At 70.8% G+C, this 12,139-nt stretch carries 11 protein-coding genes; all 11 read left to right on the top strand.

Annotated features, from left to right (window positions below; all coding sequences use genetic code 11):
• Positions 1-159 precede the first annotated feature (159 nt).
• The 11 genes from ACWEOO_RS40780 to ACWEOO_RS40730 all read left to right on the top strand — a co-directional run bounded on the left by ACWEOO_RS40780 (position 160) and on the right by ACWEOO_RS40730 (position 12,116).
• Positions 160-579: a hypothetical protein gene (locus ACWEOO_RS40780; protein ID WP_452147616.1), complete on the top strand. Its 420-nt coding sequence runs from the start codon at positions 160-162 to the stop codon at positions 577-579.
• 13 nt (positions 580-592) lie between these two features.
• Positions 593-1,408: a TlyA family RNA methyltransferase gene (locus ACWEOO_RS40775; protein WP_452147615.1), complete on the top strand. Its 816-nt coding sequence runs from the start codon at positions 593-595 to the stop codon at positions 1,406-1,408.
• The gene (locus tag ACWEOO_RS40770; RefSeq protein ID WP_452147614.1) at positions 1,405-2,349 is read left to right on the top strand and encodes an NAD kinase; all 945 of its coding nucleotides are present in this window, start codon (positions 1,405-1,407) and stop codon (positions 2,347-2,349) included. Before ACWEOO_RS40775 ends, ACWEOO_RS40770 begins: the two co-directional genes overlap by 4 nt.
• 4 nt (positions 2,350-2,353) lie before the next feature.
• Positions 2,354-4,084, top strand: coding sequence for a DNA repair protein RecN (gene recN / locus ACWEOO_RS40765; RefSeq protein ID WP_452147613.1), 1,731 nt, complete (start codon positions 2,354-2,356; stop codon positions 4,082-4,084).
• Positions 4,085-4,181: 97 nt separating this feature from the next.
• On the top strand, positions 4,182-5,363 hold the full coding sequence (gene steA, locus ACWEOO_RS40760) for a putative cytokinetic ring protein SteA (RefSeq protein ID WP_452147612.1): 1,182 nt from the start codon (positions 4,182-4,184) through the stop codon (positions 5,361-5,363).
• Positions 5,360-6,307: a copper transporter gene (locus ACWEOO_RS40755; RefSeq protein ID WP_363715504.1), complete on the top strand. Its 948-nt coding sequence runs from the start codon at positions 5,360-5,362 to the stop codon at positions 6,305-6,307. Before steA ends, ACWEOO_RS40755 begins: the two co-directional genes overlap by 4 nt.
• Before the next feature lies 1 nt (position 6,308).
• On the top strand, positions 6,309-7,118 hold the full coding sequence (locus ACWEOO_RS40750) for a hypothetical protein (RefSeq protein ID WP_359929801.1): 810 nt from the start codon (positions 6,309-6,311) through the stop codon (positions 7,116-7,118).
• Positions 7,097-8,698 carry a murein biosynthesis integral membrane protein MurJ gene (gene murJ, locus ACWEOO_RS40745; protein WP_452147611.1) on the top strand — a complete coding sequence of 534 codons (1,602 nt, stop codon included), beginning with the start codon at positions 7,097-7,099 and terminating at the stop codon, positions 8,696-8,698. Before ACWEOO_RS40750 ends, murJ begins: the two co-directional genes overlap by 22 nt.
• Positions 8,695-9,720, top strand: coding sequence for a glycosyltransferase family 4 protein (locus tag ACWEOO_RS40740; RefSeq protein ID WP_452147610.1), 1,026 nt, complete (start codon positions 8,695-8,697; stop codon positions 9,718-9,720). Before murJ ends, ACWEOO_RS40740 begins: the two co-directional genes overlap by 4 nt.
• 21 nt (positions 9,721-9,741) lie before the next feature.
• Positions 9,742-11,457: a CTP synthase gene (locus tag ACWEOO_RS40735; RefSeq protein WP_452147609.1), complete on the top strand. Its 1,716-nt coding sequence runs from the start codon at positions 9,742-9,744 to the stop codon at positions 11,455-11,457.
• Positions 11,454-12,116, top strand: coding sequence for an NUDIX domain-containing protein (locus tag ACWEOO_RS40730; protein WP_452147608.1), 663 nt, complete (start codon positions 11,454-11,456; stop codon positions 12,114-12,116). Before ACWEOO_RS40735 ends, ACWEOO_RS40730 begins: the two co-directional genes overlap by 4 nt.
• Positions 12,117-12,139 lie beyond the last annotated feature (23 nt).

Below are 12,139 nucleotides of genomic sequence, written 5' to 3'. Positions count from 1 at the left end.
CGCTGGAGACCGAGCTCGCCGAGCCACACGCCGCCGCGTCCGCGCGGGCGCCCGCCGAGCAGAGCGCGCCGGCCGCCGGGAAGGACGCGCCGGCCAAGGCCGCGGCGAAGAAGCCGGCCAAGAAGGCCGCGGCGAAGAAGACCGCGAAGAAGGCCTGACATGACCGAGCATCCCGGCGAGCAGTTCCCACCCGACGTGGACCCGGACGTCGAGCCCGGCCAGGACCCCGACCGGTACGAGCAGCCGCAGACGCACCCCGACTACGACACCGAGCCCGGTGCCCAGGACGCCGTGGAGCACGTGGACCCCGCAGAGGTCGAGTTCGGCCCGGAGTTCGCCCGTGCCCCGGGGCAGGAACACGAACACTCCTTCCACGCCGGCTCCGCCGAGGACCCGGTGCCCGACGCTGAGCACGAGCACGAGGAAGGCGGTCACCCGCTGGTCGAGGAGACCATGGGGCGCCTTGACGAGTTGCGGGACAAGCCGGTGAGTGAGCACGGCGAGGTGTACGCCGACCTGCACGAGCGCCTCCAGACCGCTCTGGTCGAGGCCGACGCCGAGCAGGGCGAGCGGGGATAGCCGGAAACCCCGAGTGGCCAAGGGAGTCAAGCGGTCGCGGCTCGATGCGGAGCTGGTACGGCGTGGCCTCGCGCGCTCACGTGAGCACGCGAGCGAGCTGATCGCGGCCGGCAAGGTGAAGGTGTCGGGAACCGTGGCCGGCAAGCCCGCGACCGGGGTCGGTGCGGACGCGCCGATCGTCGTCGACACGTCCGAGCACGAGGATCCCGGCTACGCCAGCCGGGGCGCGCACAAGCTCCTCGGCGCGCTCGAGGCGTTCCCGGCCGTCCAGGTGAAAGGCCGCCGTACGCTCGACGCCGGTGCGTCGACCGGCGGCTTCACCGACGTGCTGCTGCGCAACGAGGCCGCGCACGTGATCGCCGTCGACGTCGGCTACGGCCAGCTGGTGTGGGCGTTGCAGACCGACGAGCGGGTCACGGTGATGGACCGGACCAATGTCCGGACGCTGACGTTGGACGCCATCGGCGGCGAGCCGGTCGACCTCGTCGTCAGTGACCTGAGCTTCATCAGCCTCACGCTGGTGCTGCCCGCGCTGATCGGCGTGGTGAAACCGGACGGCGATCTGGTGCTGATGGTGAAGCCGCAGTTCGAGGTCGGCAAGGACCGGCTCGGCAAGGGCGGCGTGGTCCGGGACCCGGAGTTGCGCGCCGACGCGGTGCGGAACGTCGCGGCGAAGGTGAGCGAGCTGGGGTGGGGAATCCAGGGTGTCGCGGCCAGCCCGTTGCCTGGCCCGTCAGGAAATGTCGAATACTTCCTGTGGATACGACGTGTTGCGCCGGTTCTCGATGAGACGATGCTGCAGACCGCCATCGAGCGCGGACCTCAATGAAGGGGGTACCTGGGTTGGCTGAGCACGAGCCGCGGCGCGTGCTGCTGGTGACGCACACCGGCCGGGAGCAGGCGGTCGGGGTGGCCCGCGACGCGCACCGGCTGCTGACCGGCGCCGGGATGCAGGTCCGGCTGCTCGGCGGCGAGGCCGAGGAGCTCCAGCTCGACCCGGCGGAGATCGTCGACGACCCGGAGAAGGCCGCGAACGACGTCGAGCTGATCATGGTGCTCGGCGGCGACGGCTCGATCCTGCGCGGCGCCGAGCTGGCCCGCCCGCACGGTACGCCGGTGCTCGGGGTGAACCTGGGCCATGTCGGGTTCCTGGCCGAGGCCGAGGTCGACGACCTGGAGCGGATCGTCCAGGTGGTGGTGGACCGCAGCTACACGGTCGAGGAGCGGATGACGCTGGCCGTCGACGTCCGGCTCGACGACAACCTGATCTTCGAGACCTGGGCGCTGAACGAGGCGAGTGTCGAGAAGGCCGCCCGGGAGAAGATGCTCGAGGTGCTCGTCGAGGTGGACGACCGGCCGCTGTCGCGGTGGGGCTGCGACGGCGTCGTGGTCGCGACCCCGACCGGCAGCACGGCGTACGCGTTCTCGGCCGGCGGCCCGATCGTCTGGCCGGAGGTCGAGGCGATCCTGATGGTGCCGCTGAGCGCGCACGCGCTGTTCTCGCGGCCGATCGTGGTGGCGCCGACGTCGCGGCTGTCGATCGAGCTGGTGCGCTCCTGGCACGGGCGCGGGGTGCTGTGGTGCGACGGCCGGCGGATGGTCGAGGTGCCGCCGGGCGCCGAGATCCTCCTCCGGCGGGGTTCGATGCCGGTCCGGCTGGCCCGGGCCCACGAGGCGCCGTTCACCGACCGGCTGGTCGCGAAGTTCGACCTCCCGGTGCTCGGCTGGCGTGGCGCCGCCGAACGCAAACGCAACGGAAACGGAAACTGAGACCATGCTTTCGGAGATCCGCATCACCGGGCTGGGCGTGATCGAGGACGCGACGCTGGACCTCGACCCGGGCTTCACCGCGGTCACCGGCGAGACCGGGGCCGGCAAGACGATGGTCGTGACCGGCGTGAACATGCTGCTCGGCGGGCGCGCCGACAGCGGTCTGGTGCGGCACGGGACGCGCCGCGCGCGCGTGGAGGGCCGCGCGAGCGCCGTACCGCGGGCGATCGTGCAGCAGGCCGAGGACCGTGGCGGTGAGCTGGACGACGACGAGCTGCTGATCGCGCGCGAACTGTCGTCGGAGGGGCGTTCGCGGGCCTTCCTCGGCGGCGCGTCCGTTCCCGTGTCCGTGCTGGGGGAGGTGTCCGGGGACCTCGTCGCGATCCACGGACAGGCCGACCAGTGGCGGCTGCTGCAGCCGGCGCGGCAGCGCGAGACGCTCGACACCTTTGCCGGCAAGGCGGTTCTGGTGCCGCTGCAGGAGTACGCCGCGGCGTACAAGCGGTATCGCGACGTCCAGGCCGAGCTGACCGAGCTGACCACCCGCGAGCGCGACCGCCTCGCCGAGGCCGACCTGCTGCGGTTCGGGCTGGACGAGGTCGCGAAGGCGGAGCCGTTGCCCGGCGAGGACGCCGAGCTCGCGGCCGAGGAGGAGCGCCTCGCATACGCCGACGGCCTGCGGACGGCAGCGACGACGGCCGCCGACGCGCTGGCCTCGGAGGACCTCGACGCCAGCCGGCCGAACGACGTACTCGGCCTGCTGGCGTTGGCGAAACAGGTCCTGGACGGCGAACGCGAGCACGACGCGAAGCTCGCGGAGCTGGCCGACCGGGCCGGCGAGCTCGGGTACCTGGCGGCCGACCTGGCCCAGGAGCTCTCGTCGTACGCCGCTGATGTGGACACCGATCCGGCGCGGCTGGCCGTGGTGAGCGAGCGACGTGCCCTGCTCACCAATCTGGTGCGCAAGTACGGCGCCGACCAGGGCACCGTGGACGAGGTCATCGAGTGGACCAAGCGGTCGGCGGAGCGGCTGGCCGAGCTCGACGGCAGCGACGAGCGCGTGGAGCAGTTGACGGCCGAGCTGGCCGAGCTGGACGCGCGGCTCGCGGACCTCGGCCGGCAGATGCGGGAGGCCCGGATCGAGGCGGCCGAGCGGCTCGGCGTCGCGGTGTCGGAGGAGCTGACCGGGCTGGCGATGCCGCACGCGAAACTGTCGGTCGAGGTGCACGAGACGACAGCCGGCCCGTTCGGCATCGACGAGGTCGAGTTCTGCTTCGCGGCGAACCCGGGGAGCCCGGCCCGCCCGCTGCAGAAGGCGGCGTCCGGCGGTGAGTTGTCCCGGGTGATGCTGGCGCTCGAGGTGATCCTGTCGGACACGCATCCGGTGCCGACGCTGGTGTTCGACGAGATCGACGCCGGCATCGGCGGCCGCGCCGCGGTCGAGGTCGGCAAGCGGCTGGCCCGGCTGGCGGAGAAGGCGCAGGTGATCGTGGTGACGCACCTGCCGCAGGTCGCGGCGTTCGCGGACCGTCATGCCGTCGTGCTGAAGAGCGACGACGGGTCCGTCACCACGAGCGGTCTGGTCGCGCTCGACGACGACGCCCGGCTGAAGGAACTGTCCCGGATGATGGCCGGCCTGGAGAATTCCGACGCCGCGCAGGCGCACGCCGAGGAGCTGCTCGCGCTCGCGGCCGAGCGCCACAAACCGCGGCGGAAGAGTCGTTCAAAAGGATGATTTGACGCACAGTCACTGTTATTTCAGTGCGTGAACAAGTCCCTCGCCGGGTAAATGGCCCGGGAGAGGGCTCTTGACATGGCAGGATGAGGGTGCGATGAAACTGCCCAGCCTGCGGAGAGCACGACCCACTGAACTGCCCGGCATCACCGGCGTGGTCCGGCTGGATCGACGTACCAAGAATCTCACCAAACGGCTCAAGCCGGGCGAGATCGCGGTCATCGACCATGTCGACCTGGACCGGGTGAGCGCCGAGGCTCTCGCCGACTGCCGGGTCGCCGCCGTGGTGAACGTGGCCGACTCGATCAGCGGCCGCTACCCGAACCTCGGTCCGGAGATCCTCGTCGAGGCGGGCATCCCGCTCGTCGACGGCGTCGGCCGCGAGGTGTTCTCGATCCTGCACGAGGGTGAGCACGTGCGGCTCGACGAGGGCACGCTGTACCGCGGCCAGGAGGTCGTCGCGAAGGGTCTGTCGCAGGACAGCCAGTCGGTCGCGCAGCTGATGGACGACGCCCGCGCCGGGCTGTCCACGCAACTCGAGGCCTTCACCGCGAACACGCTGGAGTACCTGCGGCGCGAGAAGGACCTGCTGCTCGACGGTGTCGGCGTCCCGGAGATCCACACACCGATGGAGGGCAAGCACGTCCTGATCGTGGTCCGCGGCTACGACTACCGCGAGGACCTGGTCGCGCTGAAGTCGTACATCCGCGAGTACCGGCCGGTGCTGATCGGCGTCGACGGCGGCGCGGACGCGCTGGTCGAGAACGGGTACGTCCCGGACCTGATCCTCGGCGACATGGACTCGGTGAAGGACGACACGCTGAGGAGCGGCGCCGAGGTGGTCGTGCACGCGTACCGCGACGGCCGCGCGCCGGGCGCGGAGCGGCTCGAGCGGCTCGGCGTCGAATCGATCGAGTTCCCGGCCACCGGCACCAGCGAGGACGTCGCGATGCTGCTGGCCGACTCGAAGGGCGCCTCGCTGATCGTCGCGGTCGGCACCCACAACTCGCTGGTGGAGTTCCTCGACAAGGGGCGCCCGGGCATGGCGAGCACGTTCATCACCCGGTTGCGCGTCGGTGCCAAACTGGTCGACGCCAAGGGTGTCTCCCGGTTGTACCGCAGCCGGGTCTCGACGTTGCAGGTGGTCGCCCTGATGGTGGCCGGCCTGTTCGCGGTCGGGATGGCGATGGTCGCCATCGGCGCCGACGACGTCGCCTGGTCGATCCTGCGGGCGCGCTGGAGCGACTTCGTCTACTGGATCCGGGAGCTGTTCACGTGATCGACTTTCGCTACCACATCGTCTCGATCGTGGCGATCTTCTTCGCCCTGGGTGCCGGTGTGGTGCTGGGCGCCGGCCCGTTGAAGGGCACCGCCAGTGAGGTGGTCGCGAGCCAGGCCGAGAAGGACCGGCAGCAGCTCGCCGACGCCCGCGCCGAACTGGTGCAGGTGAAGGCGCTCGACAAGTACCGCGACGACTATGTCGCCAAGGTCACCGCCGGGATGACCAGCGGCAAGCTGGCGAACAAGAAGGTCGCGATCGTCACGATGCCGAACGCGGACAACGACCTGACCAACAGCCTGCAGGACGAGGTCGAGAAGGCCGGCGGCGTCGTCACCACCAAGGTCGCGCTGGACGCGAAGCTGTTCGACACCGGGCAGCGGCAACTCGTCGAGACGCTGGTCAACCAGCTCGTCACCGCGGACATGGACATCCCGACCGACAGCACGACGTACCAGCGGGCCGGGCTGCTGCTCGCCCGCGGCATCGCGGCCAAGGAGGACGGCAAGACCGGCGACGCCGACTCGACCAAGGTGATCAGCGGATTCACCGGCGCGAAGTTGCTGTCGCTGAAGCCGTCGCAGATCAAGGACCGGGCGACGCTGGTGCTGGTGGTCGCGGCGAAACCGCCGACGCCGCTGCCGGACAACTCGACGTACAACGACAGCGTCGACTTCATCGAGGGCCTGGACACCGGCAGTAGCGGCGCCGTGGTCGCGGGGACGCCGGCGACCGCGGCCGACGGCGGACTGCTCAAGGCCTTGCGCAGTGACTCCGAGGCCACCAAGATCGTTTCCTCGGTGGACGTGGCCGACATCCCCGCCGGCCAGGCAACGGTCGTCTTCTCGCTGGTCGAGCAGGCGGAAGGCAAGGCGGGGCAGTACGGCGCGATCAACGCGAAGAACGGCGTCGCGCCGTCGGCCGTACAAACTAAGGACAACTGACGTGGGAATTCTCAGCGCCGCCATCGCCGCGGCCGCTACCGCCGGGCTGGAGCGCGCGGCGGAGAAGCTGCCCAAGGAGAACCGGGAGCCGTTCGAGCGCACCAATCACCGCGGTGAGCCGGTGACGCTGCTCGAGGGCCCGGTCGCGGTGCTCGGTGCGCTGGCCGGCGTCGCGGCGTCGCGCGGCAACGGCAAGGTGAAGACGGCGGCACTGGTCGCCGGGGCCGTGTCGGGCGCGGTCGGCGCGTACGACGATCTGCGCGGAACCACGCAGGCGAAGGGTTTTCGCGGTCACCTGAGCGCGTTGCGGCGCGGCGAGGTGACCAGCGGCGCGGTGAAGATCCTCGGTGTCGGCGCGGCCGGGATCGCGGCCGCGGCGTTGTTGCCGCGGAAGTCGCGTGGCGTCAAGGCGTTCGCCGGGGTCGTTGCCGACGGCGCCCTGATCGCCGGTACGGCGAATCTCACCAACCTGCTCGACCTGCGTCCGGGCCGCGCGCTGAAGGCCGTGGCCGCGGTGAACGCGCCGCTCGCCGTCGTGAGCGGTCCGGCCGGCGCCGTCGTCGGCGCCGCTGCCGCGTCCGCGCCGTCCGACCTCGGCGAGCGCTCGATGCTCGGCGACTGCGGCGCGAACGGTCTGGGTGCCATCACCGGTACGGCGCTCGCCGCGTCGCTGCCGCGTCCGCTGAAGACCCTCGTGCTGGCGGCTGTCGTCGGCCTGAACCTGGCCAGCGAGAAAGTCAGCTTCACCAAGGTCATCGCCGACACCCCCGTCCTCGACAAGATCGACCAGTGGGGCCGACGCCCCAGGTGAACAAGGACGGCCCGGGCGTGGGCGGGCGGATTGCCCGGGCCGCGTTGCTGGTGGCTGGGGTCACTGTGCTCGCACGGGTTGTGGGCTTCGGGCGTTGGCTGGTGTTCTCGAAGACAGTCGGTGCGGGCTGTCTGGCCGAGGCTTACACGACGGCGAACCAGCTGCCGAACATCCTGTTCGAAGTGGTCGCCGGTGGAGCGCTCGCGGGTGCCGTGATCCCGGTGCTGGCCGGACCGGTCACTCGGGGGGACAAGGCGGCGCAGGGTCGCATCATCGGGGCGTTGCTGTCCTGGTCGTTCGTACTGCTGGCCCCGGTCGCCCTGCTGGCCTGGCTGCTGGCCGGGCAGTACACCGACGCGATGCTCGACCCCGGAGCCGACTGCGGCTCCTCGACGGGGACCGCGACGCGGATGCTCGCCATCTTCGTACCGCAGGTCTTCGGGTACGCCGTGGCCGTGATCGCGACCGCTGTTCTCCAGTCCCACAAGCGGTTCGCGGCCGGTGCGTTGGCGCCGCTGATCTCGAGCCTGGTCGTCGTCGGCACCTATTTCGTGTTCGCCGCGGCGGCACCGAACGCGGATGTCGCCTCGCAAAGCGCTACTGACCTGCTCGCCTGGGGTACTACGGCTGGTGTGCTCGCTCTCGCGCTGACAGTGCTGATCCCGATGCTGCTGCTCCGGCTGCCGATCAGACCGACGCTCCGGCTCGACCCTGGCGTCGGACCGGTACTGCGGAGGCTCGCACTCGCCGGCCTGGCAGTGCTGGTCGCGCAACAGCTCACCTTCGTCGTCACGACGTACCTGGCCAACCACCGTGGCGTAGCAGGCAGCATCGCCGTCTACACGTGGGCGAACGCGGTCTATCTGCTGCCGTACGCGGTGCTGGCTGTGCCGATCACCACGGCCGTCTTCCCCCGACTGGCAGCCGCGTTCGACGCGGGGGAGGGCTTCGACCACTACGCGGCGGGGTCCACGCGAGCGGTCATGCTCGCGGGCGGGGCCGGCGCCGCACTGCTTGTCGGTACGGCGGTCCCTGTAGCGCGGGTCTTCGCGTACGACGACGGCGCGGTGCAGGAGTCGCGGGCGTCGACGCTTGTGGACGCGTTGATGTTCTTCGCGCCGGCCGCGATCGGGTTCGCCGTACTCATGCACGTCGGTCGAGTCCTCTACGCGCGACACCGCGGGCGTGAGGTGGCCGTTGTGACCTCCTGTGCGTGGGTGCTCGTTGCGGTTGCCAGTGTGGTGCTGACTGCCCAGTGGGCCGCAGTGCCCGCGTTGGCGGCGGCCATGTCGGTCGGGATGGTGGCCGGTGCCGTCGTACTGCTGCTGGTCCTGCGGCGCGAGGCGGGAGGCGGTGTGATCGCCGGATTCCCCCGTGCGTCGCTGGCCGCGTTGACAGGTGCCGTACTGGCTGGAGCGGCAGGCTGGGCTGTATCGGTGCCCGCTGGAGACGCCGGCGTCGGTAAGTCCGTGGTCTTCGCTGCCCTCTCCGGGCTGGCGGTCGTCGTCGTGTACGCCGTGGTCGTGCTTGCATTGGATCGCGCGGACGCCCGCGCACTCGTACGACGGGAGAAAGCATGAGGATCGGGCTGCTGCTCGCGGAGTCGCGGGGCGGCATCGGGCAGCACGTCGCCTCGCTGGTGCCGCGGTTCGTGAGCGCCGGTCACGAGGTGCTGGTGTGCGCCCCGCCGGGCACGGCCGAGCACTTCGACTTCGCTCCGGCGACCGTCGTCTCCCAGGCCGTCGGACTGCGTGGCTGCGACGTGGTCCACGCGCACGGCTACCGCGCCGGCATGACCGCGCTCCGCGACCGGTCCAGGCTGCGCCCGCTGGTCGTCACCTGGCACAACGCGGTGATCACACCGGGCCCTAGGGGCCTTGTGATGCGGATGGGGCAGCGGCTGGTTGCCAGAGGTGCCGATCTGACCCTGGGCGCGTCCAGCGACCTTGTGGAGCTCGCCAAGAGCCTTGGCGCCCGCAACGCGCAGCTGGCACCGGTAGCCGCGCCGGCGATGCCGCGGATCCGGACGCCGCGAGCCGAGGTACGCCGGGAGCTCGGCCTCGATGACCGTCGCGTGGTGCTCACTGTGGGGCGCCTGGCGCCGCAGAAGGACTACCCGACCTTGCTGTCCGTGGCGGCCCGCATCCAGGAGTCGACCCCGGACGCCGTGTTCGTGGTCGTCGGTGACGGGCCGCTGCGGGAGAACCTGCAGGCGCGGATCGACGCGGAGCAGCTGCCGGTCCGGTTGCTCGGTCACCGCGCCGATGTGGCCGATCTGCTCGGTGCGGCCGATGTGTTTCTGCTCACATCGCACTGGGAGGCCCGCGCACTCGTGCTGCAGGAAGCGATGCAGGTCGGCGTACCTGTGGTGGCCACCGCGGTCGGCGGCATCCCCGAGCTGGTCGGCGACAGCGCCGTCCTGGCGTTTCCCGGTGACGCGGACGGGCTGGCGGACGGCGTACGGGCGGTGCTGGCGGAGCCCGACACTGCGAACGCTATGCGGACACGTGGCCGGGAATTGGCCGCGCGATGGATGGACGAGGACGCGGTGGCGAAGAATCTGCTCGACATCTACGCGGGTCTCGTCGCGACCGGTGGTTGACAAGAGGTAGGCTGGAGGCCCGTGGACAGGGCTTTGAATTCCCAGCAGACCAAGCACGTATTCGTCACCGGCGGCGTGGCCTCCAGTCTCGGCAAGGGACTGACGGCGTCCAGCCTCGGCAGTCTGCTGACGGCGCGCGGCATCCGGGTCACCATGCAGAAGCTGGATCCGTACCTGAACGTCGATCCCGGCACCATGAACCCGTTCCAGCACGGCGAGGTGTTCGTCACCAACGACGGCGCCGAGACCGACCTGGACATCGGCCACTACGAGCGCTTCCTGGACCGCGACCTGTCGGCCGTGGCGAACGTGACCACCGGCCAGGTGTACTCCAGCGTGATCGCCAAGGAGCGCCGCGGCGAGTACCTCGGCGACACCGTCCAGGTGATCCCGCACATCACCAACGAGATCAAGGAACGGATGCTCGCGATGGCGGGCCCGGACGTCGACGTCGTCCTGCACGAGATCGGCGGCACCGTCGGTGACATCGAGTCGCTGCCGTTCCTCGAGGCGGCCCGCCAGGTCCGGCACGACGTCGGCCGCGACAACGTGTTCTTCCTGCACATCTCGCTGGTCCCGTACCTCGCGCCGAGCGGCGAGCTGAAGACCAAGCCGACCCAGCACTCGGTCGCCGCGCTGCGCTCGATCGGTATCGCCCCGGACGCGGTCGTCTGCCGCTCCGACCGGCCGATCCCGGACGGCGTGAAGCGGAAGATCTCGCTGATGTGCGACGTCGACACCGAGGCCGTGGTCGCGGCGCCCGACGCGCCGTCGATCTACGACATCCCCAAGGTGCTGCACGCCGAGGGCCTCGACGCGTACGTCGTCCGCCGCCTGAACCTGCCGTTCCGCGACGTCGACTGGACCCGCTGGGACGAGCTGCTGCGGGTCGTGCACCACCCGAAGGACGACGTCACGGTCGCGCTGGTCGGCAAGTACATCGACCTGCCGGACGCGTACCTGTCGGTCGCCGAGGCGCTGCGCGCGGGCGGCTTCGACAACGACGCCAAGGTGAACCTGCGCTGGATCGCCTCCGACGAGTGCGCCACGCCCGAGGCCGCGGCCCGGCTGCTCGGAGACGTCGACGCGATCTGCATCCCGGGCGGGTTCGGGGTGCGCGGGATCGAGGGCAAGATCGGCGCGATCCGGTACGCCCGCGAGCAGGGGGTGCCGATCCTCGGGCTCTGCCTCGGCCTGCAGTGCATGGTGATCGAGGTCGCCCGGCACCTGGCCGGCCTGGACCAGGCGAACTCCAGCGAGTTCGACCCGGACGCGGAGCAGCCGGTGATCGCGACCATGGAGGAGCAGAAGCACATCGTCTCCGGCACCGGCGACATGGGCGGCACCATGCGGCTCGGGCTGTACCCGGCGAACCTGGCCGACGGCTCGATCGTCCGCGGACTGTACGGCGCCCCGTCGGTGCAGGAGCGGCACCGGCACCGCTACGAGGTCAACAACGCCTACCGGGACAAGCTGGAGACCGCCGGTCTGGTGTTCAGCGGGCTGTCGCCGGACCGCGAGCTGGTCGAGTTCATCGAGCTGGACCGCTCCGTGCACCCGTACTTCGTGGCCACCCAGGCGCACCCGGAGCTGCGGTCGCGGCCGACCAAGCCACACCCGCTGTTCTCCGGGCTGGTCGCGGCCGCGCTGGACCGGCAGCGCGAGTCCCGGCTCCCGGTCGAGGACCCGAAGCCGGCCGCCAAGAAGGCTGAGAAGATGGCGGTCAAGGCTCGATGACGGACTACCCGGAGTTGCGGTTCGGCGCCGGGCTGGCGGATCAGCCCGAGCGCTGGCCGGTGTCGGCGTCGGAGACCGTGCACGAGACCGGACGGGTGATCTCGGTCCGGCGCGACACCATCGAGCCGCCCGTCGGTGAGCAGTTCGTCCGGGATGTCGTCGTGCATCCCGGAGCGGTCGGCGTGGTCGCGCTGGACGAGAACAACCGGATGCTGCTCGTACGCCAGTACCGGCACCCGGTCGGCTACAAGCTGCTCGAGGCACCGGCCGGGCTCCTCGACGTCCAGGGCGAGCAGTACCGCCTGGGCGCCGAGCGCGAGCTCTGGGAGGAGACCGCCACCAAGGCCGCCGACTGGCGGATCCTGATCGACGCGTTCACCTCACCCGGCCTGACGAACGAGGCGGTCCGGATCTTCCTGGCCCGCGACCTGTCACCCGCCGACGAGTCCTTCGAACGCCTCCACGAGGAGGCCGACATGGAAACCGTCTGGGCCCCGCTCCTCGACGTCGTCGCCGCCGCCCTGGCCGGCCACCTCCAGAACCCCATCCTCATCATGGGCGCCCTCGCCGCCTGGACCGCCCTCAACGGCCCCGGCTTCGACACCCTCCGCCCCGCCGACAGCCCCTGGCCTGCCAAGGACCTGAAGCCCGAGGCGTAGCGGCGCCCGTGCTGTCGGCCGGC

The organism is Kribbella sp. NPDC004138, assembly GCF_053603655.1.
This window is presented reverse-complemented; position numbering and strand designations above follow the sequence as displayed.